Raw genomic sequence first — 20,630 nt, forward strand, 5'->3', positions numbered from 1 at the left:
AAACTATCATGTGAACCAGTTGCTATCTAAACTGATTTTGATGCCGATTAGTCAGCAAGAACAGGTTTATCAAGACTTGGTTGTTGACTATAACGATAAGATCCGTGAATTAGACTTGTTGGGTCGTAACCCTCTCAAGACCAACTTTTTAGACTGGAAAGCTAAAAAAGTCCGTGAGTTTGAAGTGAAGGACAACTTCTTTACCGTGACTTCAGAAACAGAAGCAGCCAAGATCAATACCTTTGATCTACCTGTGCGTTTTGAAGGTCTGCAATACATTGAACATGTTGAGCCATTACGTGCTGACAATCTAAAACTCATGTTCAAAGAAAGTGATGATTATCTGGTGCGTCAATTTAAACGTATCAATGAAAACATCAATGAAACGGTACACGGACTACTACACTATGCCTATAACTTTGAGGCATTGATGTACCAAAAATATGAAGGCTTTGCTAAGCAAAAGTTATTTTTCAAAAATGGGCAAATGCGTGGTGAAGTGATTCGTGATTATCGACACGAAGTATTTGATCATTTCGGTGTTGTTGAAGCCAATGTAAAACACATTGATGATATTCAATTTCGTAAACCTGATGATCACTCTGCAGATGCTTTTGAAAAAGTAGCTGAAGCGGTTTATCTTGCCAATGATCCTATTTTGACCTCTAACTTTGATCGCATGTATCGAATTGTTCAGGATCTAAAATTCTTGGCTCGTTCTATGGAAAGGAACGAAAAAGAAGGTCATTCAGCGCATGGGTTATTGTTCCTTATCTCAAAACCTAGTCTTTTTGATGATGAAGTGACGCCAGATCACAAAACAGGTGCTTTGCTACGTCTAGACCTACCGCCGTTACGTGTAGGTGCAATCACACCGAATGCGGTTAAGCTTGATTTGGTTTACCCTGGTGATAAGAAGTCGTTTAAAGTTCCACTGATCAATTACACCATGCAAAATGCCAAGCAAGACTTGGATTGGGTAGCTCCAGTGAGTGAAAAAGGACGTATTATCCTAAAACGCTTCAATCCTGAATTTTATTCTTATGCTGATGTGAATAGACGTCATGTTGAGGATCGTCAACCCTTGGTGAACTTATTTACTGAACAAAACAATTATTCCCGTTATACGCGTACCTATTTTGAGAAAGCGCCGTCTGGTGATGTCACACGACAAGCGATTACCTTAACGGGCAATATGTTCAAGGCACATAAGATTGTCAGCTCACTAGATCTACGACATTCAACCGTTATATTTACCGATGCTGATGGTATGCGTAACCGTGCGTTATTATTGCCATCAAATACACCAACTGACTTGTTTGAAAGCTCTCTTGAAAACCAAGTGACGTTTAAGCAAGTTAAAGAGATTGCGAACTTCTTTAATCAATTGCCTGTAAACATTGATTTCAACCGCAATAACTATGTGGGTACTAAGGTTAATTTCCCGTACAAGAAAGCAAGTATTGAGTTCTACTACAACGGGTCAGACTGCTTTAATGTGACGGTGAAATCTGTTGCAAAACAGTTCAATCGCTTTATGTCGAATACCAACGTATTCCATGATCCTAAAGGCGGTAAAACAGATGAATCGTTGAACATCCACTTTACTGAGCCAGGCCGTAATGAGTTTAGATTTGCGCTTGATCTCAAGGATGTTGAACGCTTTGTTGACGAGCTGGACAGTACAACCAAAATTGAAGCTGCCTTTTTGGATTTAAAATCTAAGCTTCCTGATGGTAATGATTACTTTTTAAATGAAATTAACCGTATGCTTAATCCTCCAGAAGAGCCAGCTTATAAGGCTGAGTTACCTAAGGGTAAAACCTTAGATAACGATCAAGAAATCCAGCAATTATCTTTCTAAAACCCTCCCTTAAAAGGTATATACCAGACCATACGTGAATAACAATTACGTGTGGTCTAGTTCGTATATACCATGTATCATATCCGTGACGATCACATTGACGTTTTAAAAAACAAATACAGGTATTTTATGTGCAACTCTAATCCCTTAGAGGAATCTTCTAATAACTCAGATTTAGTGGATTTTGACAGTGAATTAGACATCACAACTGGTTTTAATTCTGACTTTAAAGAAGACTTTATTTGGAATGTTGATACAGATTCTAAAAAGGACTCTTAAAACCAGGAAGGCCACCTGTCATAAGGATCAAATATGGACCAAAGCCCTAAACAAGATAATTTTGACGAGCAAACACTTGATCAACTGCAAGACGGCCAATCATTAACTTTCAATGAGGGCCTGGAACAGTGGGATGATTTAAGTTTGGACGGCGTGGAATTTCAATCCATCCAGCCTACGCCACAACAAAACAATGTTGCACAAGATCAATCGCAACAATACCAGTCTGAACCATATCCCAATGATCCCCTATCTGAACCTCCATTAATGGAAGAACCGCCAGTCATGCAAGATGATGGGTATCAAAATAATCAGTATGATCAGTATGATCAGTATGAACAATATGATCAGCCTATGGGCGGTAACTCTGTACCTCCTGGGCACCCAGATTATGATTACGCTCCCCCTCTTGAAGATACTCGGTTGAACGATGATGAACCGATGTTTTTTGACGAAGGTGATTATGAGCGTAGTAGTTACCCGAATTACGAGAATGAACGGTCCATCATTCCTGAAAACACGTTTGATCTTTCCGCTGTCACTGTCAATGATTTAGCTGAACTTGATCCTGTTCTGATTGGTAAAGTATTTGATGCACTTGAGCAAAGAGAGCCAGCCAGTCAATTAGAATTCTTTGCAGACATCGGGCTTGATCTGCAGAATGATGATGATCTTAAGTTTATTGCGGCTCTGAATAAAATCCAGACTAAAAACGCACTGGACCAAGGATTAGGCAATATTGCTGAAAATAACAGTTCATTGCCAGTTGAAGACCGTGTTTATACAACTGCAGACTCTAAATTATACCTATCAGACAATGATCCTGATTTCCTCCTTTCCAAAGAAGAGAATCCATTTGAAGCCGTTCAAGTGGCTGAAAAAACCCTCTTTAACTTTGAGACAAAATCTTTTATCACTCAGCCCTACTATGGTTTAAGCCTGAAGGGTGCAACTAAAGAAAATGCCCTCAACTTCCTGAGTAATCGTCAATTCGCGATTGAAGGCCTGATTAACCAAAACCAAGTCGTGCGTGAAGCAAAACAGCAGATCTACAACGAAGTTACGGGTGCACCGAATACCTATTTTTCAGGTGAATTAACCGATAAAAACCAAATTAACGCATTGATGCGCCAAGTGCGTGACTTTTGCTTAATTCGTGGGATTGAAGCTGAAGAACTTGGCTTAGTGCCAAAATCTATCGTCATGGATCAATGGCGTGTGAATAGCGACCATACAGCTGCTCGACTTGAACAACTTGAGATTCACTATCTTGAATTCAATACGGACACGTTAACCAAGGAAGTAATTCAGTTATTAGAAACCCGTGAACATAGCGACCAGTTACAAGCTGCTCTACTTTTGAAAGAACATAAAGAAAATCAGAAGACTAAAGAGACAGTAAAGGAAGATGTTGAATCAGCTGATCCGAATGCACCAAAAGGTACACCAAAGAGCACATTAAACATTGCTGGTGGTCCACAAGACAAAGCAAGTTTGGCTGCAAGTAGCGTTGCCTCTAAAAGCTTTAAGGATATGCGAAATGAGGAAGGTAACGAACGTCCTCCTTTAGCGCGTGAAAATAGCCACGGCCATCCACGAACGGTCGCTGATGAACTCGCTGCGCTCAGTGCAAAAATGATTGCAGTCATGATTGAACTGGTTAAGAAAACAATCAAGTTGATCATTGCAGCGATTATGGCCATGTTCAACAAGAACAAAAGCCTTGATAACCTGAAAAACATTTGGGATAAACCAATCAATCCTGATGTTACCGTTAAAAGTAACCATCCAGACGCACAACAACCCGAACAGCTTGCCAATACAGCCGATAAATCAAAATTGACTGAACTTGGTAAGAATGCCGATATTTTAAAACCGATCTCTAAAGAGCAAATGTTGCCTCTTTTAAACGATCCATATACCACTCAACTGAATAAAGACCGTGACGGCGTTACCTTAGAAGAATTCGATCTAAATGTCGGTAAAGTCTATGCCATTGACGGTGAACAATACATCGTGATTGATGTAGTCGGTAAGGATTCTGTCGAAGGTGTTGAATCCTCTACCCCATTTATCAAACTAGTTAAAGAAGCAGATTTACCGCCTCAAGTGGAAGGTAGCGATGCACCTACCCCGATTACGCCGTTCTATTTAGAAGCGATTGAAGACAAAGTAACGTTTCTCTCAATTGAAGAACTGCATGAAGGCATTAAGTCTGAAAAGATCCATGAGTTTGAAGGTCGCTTTTTTGAACCCATTTGTTCTCAGTATTTAGAACAAGCACGTATGTTCCTTGGTGCCGAATATCCATTAGGGCAAGATCCAGAACAAATGACTGAAGAAGCCAAAGCTTCATACAAAGATCAGTTTATTCAACGTGCCTATCAATCAGGTCAAATGATTTCGGATCAAGTAAAGAAAGCCAAATCTAAACTTTCAAACCTTTTGGGTAAGTTTAAAGGCAATACTGCAGAACAGTCGGCAACTCAATCAGCACCGCAAAGCCAAGACCAAAACAATGACGGTAAACCAATGAACCCTTATGACAGTATTTATGTTGATCATGATTCTGACTTAGAAGCATTCTTTAAAGACCGTCACAACAATGTTTCTAATGCTGAAATTGAACAGTTTGTCGGTATGGTTTATGAAGATGAAACAACCCAAACCAATATGGTTGTTTTGGATATAGCTTCCGATAATCTGGATAAACGTGCGATCGTTGTGCCTCTTTCGGTGATTGAAGATCTCGAAAATATCACTGAAAAAGATGTGCTTTATCTTAAAGACATCGTGAATGAATCCTCTACCGTTCCACTGTATGAGCTGGAGTCTGTCGAGCCGATAGACGAGTTAAATACGCTTGGTAAATTTTCAAGCGAATACTTAGACAAGCTCAAAGCCGATACCATCAACAATACTGCAGAACAGACTAATACTTACGCCAGATCTGCCGAACGTGAACTTGAACTTTCAAAAATGATTTTGGAAGGCAAGCTCAGTGTTGTAGGTGCTATGGTGAAAACGGATTACGGTCAATTCGTGGTACTGACTTCAGATTCGGAAGGTCATAAATCAATTGCACCCGAATACAACGCCGTGGCCATTACCAACCTTGATCGTCAAATTACCACGGAAGATATTATTAATGCCGGTATTACAACGATACCGCGTAAAGATATTTTAGAGTGGAATACTGTCACGGCGCTCAATGAAGAATCTGCCAATCAGGTGACTTATTTAGATCCTGAAGTTTACCAAGCAGTAAGTAATGCAATTCATCAAAATCGCGAAAAAGAATTGATTCAAACCTTGAGTACGTTACAACCCTCTGCAGCACTCAATAGCATCGGTTCAAAAATCATTACGCAAGATGGCAATACATATATTGGTCTATGCGCCAAAGATGATGGCAAATCAGGCGAGTACTACGCCGTAAAAGCTCCAGATAATCAACTCTCCCCGATTGGTGCAAGCTATATCAATGATGTTGGTGTTGAAGTCATTAGCCGTAGCCAAATTGCTGAATTTCAGAATGCGGAAAATAATCAGCAACAACTAATCAGCCATGATGTGTTTGTTACATTGCTAAATGCAGTCAATAACAGCAATGAACAAGAAGTACTTCACCTCTTCTCTAACTTGGACCAGGTGAAACAACAAATTAAAGATTCGTTATTCAGCGAAAAGGAAAGTGAAAAAGTGATTGAACAAAATCAATTTATTGAACAACTGAAAAACAATAACCTTGTGAAAGCCGATCACATTAACGCGCTTAATCAAATTGCTGATCAGATTCAAAATACGCAACTGAAAAATGTTGTTAAAGGTATGGCCTCAACCGTTGTTGCGCCTGAAAACTCTCAAAACGAGATGTATGTTCAAAGCTTTCTACATCTCAACCAACGCCTAGACACGTTACAACAAGATTTAAAGCTTCAAGCAGCATCAAATCTTATGAATGCTGAATATAAGCAACTTTTTGAATGTATGGATGATCATCTAGTACTACCTACTGCGTATGGTGATGCCAAGTTTGTAAACCTTAATAGTGTTGAGCCTCGTATTGTTGAATTTAGAAACTCGGCTGAAACAGGTCAAATCTTTGACAGCTTCAACGCCGTGATTGCCGAAACAGGAAACGTGGAAATTGCGCTTCAGCACTTAAAGCAAGAGATCTTAACCGATCACTATATCGCTGCGATTCATGAGGATGTGAAGTTACACCGTCTAGAACAGCAAGACATGGAAAAAATCAAAGAAGTGAATCAGATCCTTGAAGCTGATTTTGATAAAACTGGCCTACGCTTAGAAGCGCTCCAAGATGGTTTGAATCTCAATACTAAAAACTACTTAGACCAAGTAAAGCTTGAGAAAAATACGACATCTCAATTTTTGAGTGACCTTGATAAGCATATAGATTTAGAAGTCGCACGTAGAAACGATCATGACAATGATCAAACATTGGGGCGTTAATCATGGATCTCTATAAAAACGTAACTGGCGACATCGATGCGATGATTACTTTTGATAAAATCTTAGGTGGTTTTGGTCAAAATACAGTGAATACCACGCGTGAGCGTGTTCAAATCAACTCTAAGCATGAAAAGGTAGAGCGTGAGATTGAAGGTGCCAGTCCGTACCTTAAAAGCGATTATGAGCTATTTGTCGAGCATCACAATATGTTGATGCAAGAGTATCGGGCAACTCAGCTACATTTACGCAATATCTTAGAAAAGAAAAATGAGGTTAAAAGCATTCAAAAGCTTGCGGATCTCTGCGAACGGCACCAGTGCTCCAACATCGCTCAATTATTCGTTGAAAAAAATGAAGATGAATATGTATTGCAATGCTTTCAAGACTTTCAGCAAGACTTAGAAAACAATAATGCTCTCCGAAAAGACTTTAATCACTTTTCAGACTCGTTTGAAGCCTACCGATACAATATGGAGATCTGTAATAAGCTTTCTGGTATCGATCAGCCGTTTACCCTTGAACGTCCGAATGACAGACAGTTGAATTTCGTTATCCATAGTCATGAAAACATCAATAAAACATTGTTGGACTATCAGGCGAAGATCATTGAGCAACAAACAACTGTAGACCAGCTCAAGCAAGATGCTTCCTATACTGCCCTATTTCCGATCGCAACCAATGATAAGAACATGTTCTCAATTGCAGCGACCGAAGTTTATGTAGAACAGTCACCAAAATATCAAGACTATCTTAAGGTCATTAAAAATGAGCTTAAGAACATAAACGAAACGGGTAAAAATACGTTTAGTCAGCATTACAAAGATACTATTACGCAAAGCAATCTTGAAAACGTTAAAACTAAAGAAAGCGCTTCAACTTATAGCAATGGGTTTTAATTAATTTTAAATAAAAACATTTAGGGTGTTTTAAGATAGAATCTAAATACCCTTTAATGGAGTTAAACATGATTCAAACTAAAATCACTGAACCGACAAGAACGCCGTTTAATCCTCATGGTTTTGCAGATGCAACGCCTTTACATGCGTTTTACTTGGAATTATTAGAAAAGGGATTAATCCATAAAGCTCTTGAAGAAGGTAATTTGGAATTTGAAAACCAAAACTTGTTCATGACGATCGATTGGGAATCAATAGACGTTCAAATGGATGCTTATACGTTTGATGTGAAATTAGATATTGTATGTGGCGTCATACTTGATGAACAAAAAGTCACGAATAGCATTCAAGTGTTTATTAATGAGCAAACTTTGTTTATAGCTTCAGCTAAAACCTTTAACCCTAAATCTGGTCTAACGCAAAGTCTTAACTTTGATATTCCTTTACGTGTTTTAAGTCAAATGGGCTATTACGCCCTACCTCTCAAAGAGGACTAAATCGTGGGAATGAGCATAGAAAGCCAAAACATAGCATTGTCTCAAGAGCCTACAACCTTTGTACCAGAAGCTTTTGTACACTCTATTAACTACTTTTGTCAGACCTTAGAGAACACTTTTCATTTTGATAAGCGTTCACTCAATTTCTTTGAACCAGGTACACCAAAAGAATACGGCTTGTATCTTACTGAACAGCATTGCCTTGTTTTTTTGAATGCTTGCAGTAGTGGCTATCTTGGCGAAACACGCAAAGTTACCAGCTTCACCGCTTTTGTGCTTTTAAATCAAAAAAATAATGAATCTGAAATGCTCGACATCACGTTAAACGATCCAAAACGTGTAGAGGAACATTTCAAAACTGCGTCTAAAGATCAGATCAATATTTACTTAAAGAACGTGCATGAATTAAGTAATTTTCTGAAAAATAAGTACTCGGATTCAGGTTTTTTAAAAGATATTGTGACTGAGGAAGGTTTTTCTAAAACCCTAAAGCCATCGGTTTTACAGGAATGCTTAAAAGAGGAAGTAGAGCTAATTAATACTTTAATGTGTTTGGTTAGTACTCAGTTTATATATATTACGACAGCTATTATTTTTAAGCGTCCTATTTTAAAAGAATTCATAAAACTATGTTTAACCAATGAGAAGTATATACTACAATATGGTGAAGAATGGTATTATGATTCTATATATAAGTTCGCTAAAAGGATATATGAGTTAAAACACCTTATAGCTACCTTATATTTAAGTAGTGAAGCTGTAGTAAAAGATGTTGTAGTGCTTTGCGAACTTGCTTCTAAAAAACATTAATCATAACTCTTTTAAAGGGCTAGATATGCGTAACAATCACAAGAAAGCTAAAAGGCTACAACAAGTTCGGGGCAAGACTTTAAGGACTAACCCTAATCTACAAAATGTTAAGCCAGCTTTTAAAACTAAAAGTGCTTTAAGCATTTTTGTTGCTACCGTTATTGGGTGTTCAAGTGCTATTGCAGTTCAACAAAGTTCCGTTGCTTCTGTTACCAGTAATACTCAAAACATGGGTAACTTAAACATCGCAACATCATCGACCATTGCAAGTAGCTCTGGTGGTGATACGCCTTTGTCGAATTCAAATAGCGGATATTATTCGTCTACCAGTTCTAATTCGTCATTCAACTCTACTGCTGCTGAAAACAACTTCATGGCGGTTAAAAAAGGTGAACAAGCAGCTGCTCAAAACATTCAAACCAATATTGAATCATGTGCAACTGATGGGATCGGTAAAGTCGTTAAAGACAACTTAGATCTACAAATGACGGTTTGGGGTCGTCCAATCGATATTAACAAAATGTTCAGTCCAGCTAGTCAAGGTGGCTGTTTTGCTGACATCGGTAAAATCATTGACCTTTCTGTGACTATTCCATCACTTGATACAATCATCAATGCAGCGCAACAAATGGTTGTCGATTACGCGACTAAAAAAGCGTGTGACGCAATGAAAACTGCAAGTACTGAACTTGTTGGCCCATTGAATGATGTTATAGGTGAAATCAACAAAGCGGGTCAATATACTGATGTATCGGGTGCGCTTGGTACTGCTGTGAATGGTCAACTTGGTAAACTTGATCCTGGTCTAGTTATGCCTAGCGGTGCTTTTGAGGGTGGAGATACTTATACAATCAATGGTAGTAGCTCGACTAGTCCAGTTTCTTATTCAACTGATCAAAAAGCCAGTACTAGCACACCGTCTAACGCAAAAACTTCAAGTTCAGAATCTACTTCTGTCACCCAATCAATTAAAGACTTTTTCTCTTAAGTTGGGGGTGGTATGAAAAATAGAAATAATCTGCGTAAAAGAAGAATTACTGTTAATCAGTTTTCACCTGTTAAAGCAATTGCGGTGGGTACTTTAACGGTTGGTCTATTATCCGTACCACTTTTTACCAATGCTTTTAGTCTTGGCACTATCCTTTCTGAGCTTGCAATACAAGCTCAGCAATTGATGGTACGTTCTGCTGTGCGTGTATCTACTCAACAAACAGCGGTCAGTGCAAATCAAATTGTTGATAACCAAACGCGTGATTCAGAAATGATCGTTGCTGGTATTCAAAGTGTCGATAAAAATATTGAGATCAAAAAAGCGATTTTAAATTCTGATACGAATGCTGCCCTCCCTGATTCAGCTTTTTGTACGGCTCTTGAAGAACGTGAACAAACCGATCTCAATAGAAACTTAAAAGACTTTAACGTTTCTAAATACATGCAAGATGTTTCAGGGAAACTTTTCTCAAATTCAACAGATGAAGCAACCTCACCATATGCGTTTCACTTGGCGACCTCGTGTGGCGTAGAAGAAGCAAAAATGGGTGTCTGTAATTTGATTCCAAATGGTCTGCAGTATGGCGACATTGATACTGCTTTTGTTTTTTCTCGTTCTCGACTTTCTGAACAGCAAGCGACTGTTGCATTGAACTACTCGTCAATTGCATCTAACAACGTTGTTCCAGTCGGATTGATGGAATGCTCTTCATCAACTTGCGTTGATTTTCAAAATAAATACATGGCTGGAAGTACTCTTTCATCACTGGCTAACTATTCGGTGGCTAATAATGTGATGCAACGCACTACACCAAACTCCAATGCTTCAGCCAAATTCTTTGAGTAATGACTATGAGAAAGCGTAAAAATACTTTAAGACAGCCTAAAGGAAAATCAAAGTTTGTACCTGTCATTTTAGGTGCAACTTTGGTGATTAGTAGTCCTGTTTTTGCTGAATGGGCTACGGTTGGTTTGGGTACGATTATGAGCGAGATGTCTTCTCAGATTCCTAAGCATGCAAGCAACCAAGCAAATGATATTCAACAAGTATCTCAAAGTACCCGTAGAAAGTTAGATGATTCGACTGAAAACATCGTTGCAGCGCTTAAAGTTGCGGTGAAGCAAAAGGCGCAAGCTGCTAACCAAATTACCGATGCGACAACTAAAAACACCCAAACTATTGCCTCTGGTATTCAAGCGCTTTTACAGTCAGATACCATGAAAAAAGCACAATTTGCTTATGGCGCCAATACTGGTCAAGGCTTTAAGTCTTGTGAGGTTTTGGCTGAAAATACAAATATGTCGAGTGCATCTGGTCAAGTGATTGATCAAGCAGCTGATATGGCGACTCAAACTTCTCAAGTCGGCGGTAAATTAGTTGGCTCTCAACAGGAAGTGATTAATCAACGCCTAAACGTGCATAAAGCTGAATTCTGTACGGTTGCTGAAGCACAAGCTGGTCAATGTACGTTGTCTAAATTACCGGGTGGCGATACCAATGCTTCCCTACTGTTTAAGTCTGTTGCACCTGGCTCAAAAGAAGCTCTTGCAAGACATTACGTGCGTGAAAACATTTTAGGTACACCAGATAAATCATTGTCTAATGCAACGGCACGTACTCCAGCTGGTCGAGATTATTTGCAAGCAACCAACCAAAAAACAGCTTTACTTGCTATGCCAGCGTATAGCTTGGCGGTTATTGACGCGCAAAATACAAAATCATTCAAAGATATTGACGGCAAAATGGTGTCTGCCAACGATTTGATCGACCAAACAATCGCACGTTACTACGGTGGTCCTGAAGCTAAAAAATGGCAAATGGCGATGGCGATGCAAGATCCACGCGGTCTACTTAAAGAAGCCAATATCATTAACGGCGTTTCTGTTTATTTAGATCTTCAAACTTACAAGCAAAGTTTGCGTGAAGAAGGTTTATTGTCTGCATTACTTTTAGCGAAATCTCAGCCGATAAAAGATGATGTGAAAACGAAATACGGCCAGTCAGTGAAAGTTAAGCTTTCACAAACTATGCCTCAATTTTAAGGAGACTAAATAATGCGTACTCCGAAAAGAACATCACGTAAAGTTATGAAAGCGCCACAAGCGCACGGCTCTCGTTCAAAAATTAGTGCACTCGGTTTAACCCTCGCCATTACTAGCGGTTCTGCATCTGCTTATTACTGTGCTTCCGTGGGCAACCCGATGGCAGTAAATACCTTGAATATGCTTATTCAACAGGCTGATGCGGTGGAAAGCGCTGCGTTACGTGCGTTGGACACAAACTTATCTTTGGGCATTAAAAAGCAACAAGATGATGTGACGGCAGCGATTAAGATCCTGACGAAACAAGAGGCTGTATCTGCTCAAGGTATTTCAGATAACGCACATAAAAACGCACAAAGTCTTGTAACGGCGTACCAAGCTGTTAAACAAAGTGAGCAAATGAAAAAAGCTCAATTTGAGTTTGGTGCACATGGCCAAGCATTTAAAGCGTGTGAAGTTTTAGGCGATCGTGAACAAGCTCAACAAGACAATAAATCTGCTGATAGTTCAATTTTAAATAAAGTTGGCTCTGAAGTGGTTGCTGCGCCTGGTGTCTACATGAACCCTCACAAAGCACAAGAAGCTATGTTACAAGCTCATAATGAGTTTTGTACCACTTCTCAGGCTGCGTCTGGACTATGTGGTGCTGCTGGTGAAAATGCTGGTCTAAGTTTACAAGCTTCAACTTTATTCACGACTGCAGCGCCAGACACGGCGATGGCTCGTGCTCAAAATGCATTGATCAACAACATGGTTGGTCTACCTGATGCTCCAATTGACGGTAGAATTGCGAAAACATCTGCTGGTCAAGATTATGTGATGGCTAAACTGGCGAAAGATGCTTTAACTTCTCCAGCAATTACCTCTTTGAAAGCAATTCAAGCGCAATACTCCCCTGTTGCTGGTGGTGGTACCAATAGTCATGATTCAAGTACCAAACTTGCACCGATGCAACACTTGGAAAAAAGTGTCTCTCGTTATTTAGGTTCAGGGCAAGATTACAAAGACTTTGCTAAATCACAAGCGATTAAAGATGAACGTGGTTTGATGGTCGATGGTTTAATTCAAAGTACTGAACGCTTGAACTTGCAATATCAACAATACAAGTCAAATGAACGTAAAGAAGCGGTATTGGCTGCGCTAGTTTCTGCTGAAAGCAAATTAACTGACGGCTCAATTGAAGTGACTGATCGTTCTAAGTCTACGGGTAACATTCGTAGGATTGCACTTTCACAAGCAATGGCAAGTAAATAGCCTGATTTTTTCATTATCAGGCTGATAATGAAAAAAACTTAAAAAAAAGGGATGGTTTTAAGCCATCCCTTTCTTTGTTTAAAACCCTTTTAGATAGTTTCTTTATATAAATTCTCTTATAATCTTTAGTATATACCGTTCAAAAGTAACCGATGGTGCTTTGATATTTTAATTAAAAGATGCTTATACATATTGCCATGGAGTTTATATGTCAACTAAAAAGAAATGGTTGGATCTGAGTAGCTTTGGCGCTCAACTTGTAGTAACCCCTAAAACTGATTTAAGAAACCAAGCAGCCATTATTAAGATTAAAGATGTTGAGCTTTTAGAGAAAAAGTTGAACACATCCTTAAACAGCTTCTTAACAGGTTTAAAACAGACTGGAAAGTTTGTTTATATCACCAATGAGCAAAATAACGACCTTAGTTTTATGTATAAGAGTTCGCAAGATAGTCTCTCTCTTGCTGACATAAAATCTGTTTTTCCTTACGACTCTAAAAATGACCTCATTGAAATGGATATGTCAGATATATATCTGCAAAACCCAATGAGTAGTGCTGAAAAAAACCAGTGGCAATCCCTATTTGAACTCAATAATCAAAAGTCCGTTGTGCTTTACCAAGCAAAACAGCAAAAACCGTTTGCCCCAAATACAACCATTATGGGTGCGGTTAAACAATTCAATAAAGCAGATTTAGGCTGGAATAAGCTACCGACATTACTGCAGTCCGTAGATCCATTGCCGTTGGCTGATTTAGACCATTACGGGTACCAAGCAGATAAAACACTGACTCGTTATTATGTTGATAAAGAAGCAGCGCTAAATGCTGGACTCATAGAAGATACGATAGAGCCTATTGAACTAAGCAAACAGCTAGTGATTTCGGTTAATTCAGGCGGTGAAGTACTTGCCCTAAAAGATATTACGCAAATTCCTGAGCTGACCAATTATAAAATATCTTCACATCCAGCATGGCCAGCGTATAACAGCTTACCGAAGCAATTTATTGATATTCGAGAGCTGAATAAGGGGCTGAATACGAGCATTGATCCAATTGTGAATGCGCTTAGATCGGATGATCATGCCGTTAATCACCAAGGATTGATCAAGCTTCAAACCTTAGTCACGAAAATCAATGACTGTTTGTATTCATACGAAGAAAACAGCATCCCGTCAGCATTGGCACCATTTGGTATAGAAACAACTGCGTTACAGCTGGTGGACAATGATTGGAAAGTTTGGGAATACAACAACCAAACTTTAGATGTAGAAGAATTCGACCTTGCCGATAAGATTAAGGACCTGATCCAAAGCGTTCAAAATAATATTAATAATTTAAGAACATTTGATCCCTACTCAATTGGTGATAGCAGTTTTGATCGTGAATTAATTTATGAAAGTTTGGATGACATCGGTACAAGTTTAGAAAGCTTGGATCTCAATCAAATTAAGCAAACCATACCGCCTGAACCTAAGGTTCCAGTAAAACGTTTGTTCAATCGAATTGATCACTTTTTTAGACACACCAAGTTTAAGCCGAACATTCCAGAACCAGTCATTAAGGACTCTTTGACTAAACTCGCTTTAATGCGAAAAATTAAGCAAGAATACCTACAAAAAATTGCAAAGCTCAAAGAAGAACGTCAAGCGATTGTTGAAGCGAAAGCAACACATACCATCAGTGAGCGTATTGAAAAAGCGGTTGCGATTCAAGTCGCTGTTGCTACTGAAAATGCGTATGTTTTGGATCAGCAAGCCTATGACGATCAAGCTTATGAAATGGAATTGGCATTAAGTCAGTTAAACATTGCTTCTACGCGTCTGAACAATCTTTATGATAGTTTTTTTGATTCAGTGATAGACCGTGAAGAATACGGCACGGATCTGGATAACTTCCTACAAAGCGTTGTCACCGATGATGAATTGCAAGATGAAATGCAACGTCTATTGGATGAGGCGAACGAGTTTGAAGCTACTCACACCTCAAATGACATTGACATTTATCATTTCAACGTTGATCTAGGTGAAGAACCTAACGGGCTTTGGAATGAAGCTGTTAACCAGTTTGATGTGGTTCATTATTATGATGAACAAGATCAAGAGTTATCTGCAGTCGAAAAGTTTGAATATTCTATTTTGGGATATTCACCATCTCAAGAATCTGCAATGCCAGATTTTAACGATATGGTGTTCTCGAATGCTGTATCAGTGCTGGATAACAGTATTGAGGACATGATTGCGACCAGTGCTGAAAATGTAGGTAAAAACTACTTTTCATTTCATCAGCAAATGCCTCGTATTCTTCAACAACTGCATAGTATTAATAGCCAATTTACGGCGCTTGGTGATGGTGATGCCCATAGCATTGCATCACAATATTTATCAGATGAAAGCTTAGAGCGATTCTATAACCTGTTAGAACAGGACGGTAACTACAAGGGTTTTAATAAGCGCATCGATGTGGCTCATGTGCTTTCTGAGCTGAGTAGCAATATTGGCAACAATCCTGACTCCCCTATCCTTAACCGATTACCTGATATTAGGTCGCAACTCAATCATGCGATAAATGAGGAATTACGTGTACGCACGAATCCTGGTAATGCACTGGCCAACGCGATTGTTTTTGCTGCGACCAATGAAGTTTTGTCTTTAAAAGAAACACTCGAAAAAGATGAAATCTATGTGGTAGACAGCTTTCAAAACTATCTGCCTAAGGTGATACATAAAGACCACTTCAACTCAAATACACAAGAACAGCTTTTTGCCTTAAATAAAAAGGTCGCGGTAAGTATGGCGTATAAGCGCTATCTACAAGACTTTTATCAAAATGCCGTGGGTGAAGAGTCTAAATCTGAGGCGGTTATTGCCATTATTAATAATGAGCACAAGCATATTTTGACGGCACTAGGTTATCTAACACCGACCTACAATGAAGTCACGGCACCAAAAAACTCGAAAATTGAAAATGTCGTCACGTTGACTGAAGAAGCGGTAAAAACCTACCTAGCTGAAGGTAACGCTTTGATGGTTGAGCCTGAAGTTAGCGCACGTTCTTTGGCGGTGTATAGCAGTACGATAGCATCTGATCAGAACTTCATTCGCTTACTACCGATGGATCTAGGTCAAAAGGTTAGTTCATTACAAAAGCAAAAAACCATTATGATTAATGGTGCTTCTTCGTTTGAACATATCCTGAGCTCTAATCCGATCAGCGAAAACAAGCTGACCTATGATGACCTTAAGAATGTAATTCTTAATCGTATTTTGACCAAGGAAGCGGTACCGAAATATGAAAAAGGCTTAAAGCTTGATATTGAAGTTAAGAATGTCTATGAGCATGCATCAAGTTTCTTGCCACTTGAAAAGACCGATGTTAACAGTGAAAATGACTTTGGCAATCTCTTTAAACATGGGCTTGTGCTTGAAGCATTACAATCGACTCCAGACTCACTCAAGAATGGATTCAACCTCAACCGTGATTTAATCAATTCTGCCCTACTGCAGTCATTTGAAAATCGTTCTATTGAAGAATGGACGGCACTAAAAAATAAATCCCTCGAGACAAAAACGGGATCTCTTTTAAGCATTATCACCAATCCTGAACGCATTAAAGAGTTTGAGTTTCCTGAGATAAATATTTATCTCACGGTTTCACCAGCTGATGAACAAAAGCACGGTGCGATTAACTTATATTTCAGCGGTGAACAGATTCCGTCTACCGATCGCTTAATCGTTAAATCAAGTCTGAATGACTTAGCTGCAGACGATAAGGCGCTGTTTAAAGCTTTGACGCTTAGCAATGATTCAGTTTTAAGTACGCAAGAGCAAATGCAGTACTTGATCGACTCATTAGAAAAACGCTATCAGATCTTCCAGTCGATCGAAAACCTACACCTTAAAGAAAAGGTATTGTTTAACCCTGAGTTGGACGATTACAAGGCATTAACTTTACGTGATGCCGATAATCAATACATCGATCCAACGGCGAAACAAGATCTAATCGATTTTGTGAAAAGCAATGATGTGATGACCAATGTTGATTTGATGAACGTCTTTACCGACTACATCAATCAAAAAGAAATGGATCAAGCGTTTGAAAACGGCTCCAAAATTATTGTGGCCAATGACGGTGCTGATTTAGTGATTTCTGTCATTGATAAAGACACACCAGTTTTACAGCATGATCAATTACGGGTTTTTGATAATGTTGAGCAGTTTGCTAAATTCAACGAGCGTGGTGGATTGTTTAAAGACTTCCAGTTAAACGGGATAAAAGCGCATCTTGTGGACCAAGTATTAAATGATCTTGGGTTACGTGAAAACATACTGCAGACAATCAAGGTGCCATTATCACCAAGTTTTGAAAATATTGATGTTAAAGGCCTTAATGAGATTGTGGCTGTTAATATTTCAACATTGGTCAATAAAATTGATTTTGCCTTTGGTGAAAAGCTACTTGAATCTAAAGACCGGTTCGATCTCGCGATTAAAGTTGCCGATGATCAAGCTCCGTTAAAACTGGCCATTGTGAATAATGCCGAACATCAGCAATTTGTTGATCAAGGCTATAAAATTCTTCCTACGCCAAAGCACCCGAACTCTAAGAACTTCTTAATTACTGATTTTGCAAAATCATTCAAAAAAGCAGAATTATTTAAGTCTCGCGATCAAGTATATAAACCTGAACATATGGTTCAAAGCGCACCTGTTGTAGAAGTTGCCCAAGAACCATTGGTTGAAGAACCGACCGTAACTGAGCCTGAAGTTCAAAAGCCTACTGAACCAGAAGTACAGGAAACAACGGTAGAAGTTGTAGAGCCGACTGAGCCAGTTGCTCCAGAACAAACATCACTGTTTGAGTCTGAGGGTAAGCCTGAAGCTGAAGCACCAAAAGAGCCAAAAACAACCAAACCGAAAGCCACTGAGCCACGTTCTGAAGTTGGACTTATTGAAGATACGGGTATGAAAATGCCTGGTGCGAAAAAGGATCTGTATGGTCCACGTTTATCGCTCAGTCAGATTCAAGATATGTCGCTTTTGCAAGTCAAAAACCTAATTACGCGTGACAAAATTTGGAAAAAGGAATCGGTTTTACAAGCAAAAGAAGCTGGTCGAGATATTTACATTCACTTGCTGACTGACGCTGTACGTAAGATGACGAATGATCAGCCACGTTATCCGCTTGAAAATGCCACTGAAGAACAGTTTAAAAAAGTAGGTGCTGGATACTATGACGCTGTTTTAAGTATGCGTGATGCATTAATGGAAGCAAAAACAGTTCGTGAATTTATTCCTAATGCATGTGATTTATACGTTCGTTTGAATGAAGACAAAGATCTGTTCACGGCGTTTAAATCATTAGATCGGTCATTATTTTCATTGGTAGAAAGCTATGCTGAATATGCTGCCACTGACATGATTATTAGTTCTGAATTGGCGAAAACCGATAGTAGTGAAGCACGTAAAACGCTCACTGAAGCACTTCATCATTTAAGGAAAGAGTTACCGCCAGTTAAAGGCACCTACTCTATCTATAAAAAAATACGTAGTGCGATTGATGCCAAACCGTTCCAAGACAAAGTAAAAGCGACTGTTACTTTTAGAAGTGGCAACATTATAGATTCGAGTACGCTATTTAGCAGATCTGATGCTGGTCTATCTGAACAGGTCATGGATCTGTTAACTGCTAAAAAAACCAAAGACGCAACTGCAGAGAATGATGATACTCAAGAAGTCTCGTTATCTGAAAAGAATGTATCGCACATTGTAGATGACACGGCGAGTACCTTAGATGCCCTATTCAAAGAGTATGCTAAGCCTCGTACTATGCGTAAGGCATTCAAGCTCAGTGATGTGGTTGTGACGGAAAACATTGCTTCACGTAATGGCCAAGATGTTACAGCACATACCTTGCAAGCGACCTTTGGATTTAAAGCCGTAGAGTTTGGCGAGTACTTGAACCAGAGCGATCGTCAAATCGCGTTAAATAACGCATATGACGGTTGTTTCGCTCTTGCTAAGGCACTTGATATAGATCCGAAATTTGTTGGCTTTAACGGTATGTTGGGTGTTGCTTTTGGTTCGCGTGGACGTTCCGCTGCGATGGCACATTATGAGCCATCTAACCGTGTGATTAACTTAACCAAGAATTCAGGTTTTGGCTCGTTTGGTCATGAATTTTTCCATGCCTATGACCATCTCATTTTTAGTGCGATGACACGCAATCAACCAAAAATGATGATGGAAAACGTACAGCCTTATCTAACTCGTTTTGCAGAATTGAATAACATTAAGTCTGAGAAGTATGCCAACATTAACCAAGATTTGTTGCAAGCTGCAGCCAAAGTAAATCAAGCGATGTATTACTTGCCAATGAAAAAGGATGACTCGATAGAAGTACTTCGCACGAATCTTGAGAATCAAGTCAAGTTTTATGAAACCAGCATCAAAACGATTTTGGATAAAACATTGGTAGATCAACCTGACATTGTTGATTTGTTTACGCCAGATAGAGACAGCATAAAAGAGAAAATTAATACGTTTATTGCGGAACGTGGCAAGTTGCATACTGAACTATCTTCATTGATTAACTTCGCTAATCGTCATGAAGATCCTGAACTTTTCCAAAAGGACGCCATACAACATAGACGTTATATGCACGTTGCCCAAGGCTTGCATAAGTTCTTGTCTGAAAATGAGTATCCAATCCCACGGACTGAGCTCAACAAATATATCTCGCAATCTCGTTCTGAAATTGATCATGATCGTGTCTTTGCAGCGCAAGTACTTGGTGCAGCGAACAGTACAGTCTTTAGATCAGTTGTATTCCGTGATTATCGACAAATGTTGCGTAGTCAGTTTGCGATATGTGCACTCGACTTCATCAAAGAAAACAGCCCTAAACCATTGTCAGATGAACACTTAAAGTTAATTTCTTTAAGCTTACAGACGAACGATCGCTTAACATCAACTAATCAATCTCAGCTAAAAACTGATTTCTACAAAAATGCGATGGTATTAGAGGGCTTAACAAGTGCTAAGAAGCCGTATTGGACGACCGCACATGAAATGTTTGCCCGTAGTGGTGAGCAGTACTTACAAGTGACCTTAGCAGAAATGAACTTGCGTAATGATTGGCTTGTTTACCCATGTCCTGAAGGTGGTTCATCTTCTGTAACTCAACCGCATGGTATAGAAAAAGATGCAATCATGAAGGAGATTCGCGAATTTACGGTGAAAGGCCTGGACTATATTCAGGAAAATATTGCTGAACTGCGTTTTGCTGATCATCAGCAGTATGTCAGAAATGCAATGCACTTCTTCCAACCGGGTACAGATCAACATGAGAACCTAGTTAAATGGAATGAAGTCATTAATGAGATGTCACAAGCTGAATACGATGAATATTGGACTAAGCTCATGACCAACATTGAAGTACAAGCAGATCCAGAATTAAGCAAACAAAAGAATAGCGATCCTGAATTGGCACTATAAGCAATTTTGAGATCTTGGATGCTATC

General features: G+C 39.1%; 9 protein-coding genes and 1 pseudogene. All 10 read left to right on the forward strand.

Annotated elements, in window-relative coordinates; all coding sequences use genetic code 11:
- Nucleotides 1-1,864 (forward strand): annotated as a pseudogene (locus D7V20_RS11695) (strawberry notch C-terminal domain-containing protein); the annotation flags it as partial.
- Between the two features lie 312 nt (nt 1,865-2,176).
- Nucleotides 2,177-6,619, forward strand: a complete 4,443-nt coding sequence (locus D7V20_RS11700) for a hypothetical protein (protein WP_087527699.1) — start codon at nt 2,177-2,179, stop codon at nt 6,617-6,619.
- A gap of 2 nt (nt 6,620-6,621) precedes the next feature.
- Nucleotides 6,622-7,515: a hypothetical protein gene (locus tag D7V20_RS11705; protein ID WP_005028694.1), complete on the forward strand. Its 894-nt coding sequence runs from the start codon at nt 6,622-6,624 to the stop codon at nt 7,513-7,515.
- 68 nt (nt 7,516-7,583) lie between these two features.
- On the forward strand, nt 7,584-8,012 hold the full coding sequence (locus D7V20_RS11710; protein WP_005028693.1) for a hypothetical protein: 429 nt from the start codon (nt 7,584-7,586) through the stop codon (nt 8,010-8,012).
- A gap of 9 nt (nt 8,013-8,021) precedes the next feature.
- On the forward strand, nt 8,022-8,822 hold the full coding sequence (locus D7V20_RS11715) for a hypothetical protein (protein ID WP_024160804.1): 801 nt from the start codon (nt 8,022-8,024) through the stop codon (nt 8,820-8,822).
- Nucleotides 8,823-8,847: 25 nt separating this feature from the next.
- A complete protein-coding gene (locus tag D7V20_RS11720) occupies nt 8,848-9,810 on the forward strand; it encodes a hypothetical protein (RefSeq protein ID WP_005028689.1) in 963 nt (320 codons plus the stop codon).
- Nucleotides 9,811-9,822: 12 nt separating this feature from the next.
- Nucleotides 9,823-10,659, forward strand: coding sequence for a hypothetical protein (locus tag D7V20_RS11725; RefSeq protein WP_087527700.1), 837 nt, complete (start codon nt 9,823-9,825; stop codon nt 10,657-10,659).
- Between the two features lie 5 nt (nt 10,660-10,664).
- The gene (locus D7V20_RS11730; RefSeq protein WP_005028684.1) at nt 10,665-11,855 is read left to right on the forward strand and encodes a hypothetical protein; all 1,191 of its coding nucleotides are present in this window, start codon (nt 10,665-10,667) and stop codon (nt 11,853-11,855) included.
- Between the two features lie 12 nt (nt 11,856-11,867).
- Nucleotides 11,868-13,109 carry a hypothetical protein gene (locus D7V20_RS11735; RefSeq protein WP_087527701.1) on the forward strand — a complete coding sequence of 414 codons (1,242 nt, stop codon included), beginning with the start codon at nt 11,868-11,870 and terminating at the stop codon, nt 13,107-13,109.
- 208 nt (nt 13,110-13,317) lie between these two features.
- Nucleotides 13,318-20,604, forward strand: a complete 7,287-nt coding sequence (locus tag D7V20_RS11740; RefSeq protein WP_087527702.1) for an LPD1 domain-containing protein — start codon at nt 13,318-13,320, stop codon at nt 20,602-20,604.
- The last annotated feature ends 26 nt before the right edge of the window (nt 20,605-20,630 follow it).

This window comes from Acinetobacter rongchengensis (genome assembly GCF_003611475.1).
Lineage (GTDB): Bacteria > Pseudomonadota > Gammaproteobacteria > Pseudomonadales > Moraxellaceae > Acinetobacter > Acinetobacter rongchengensis.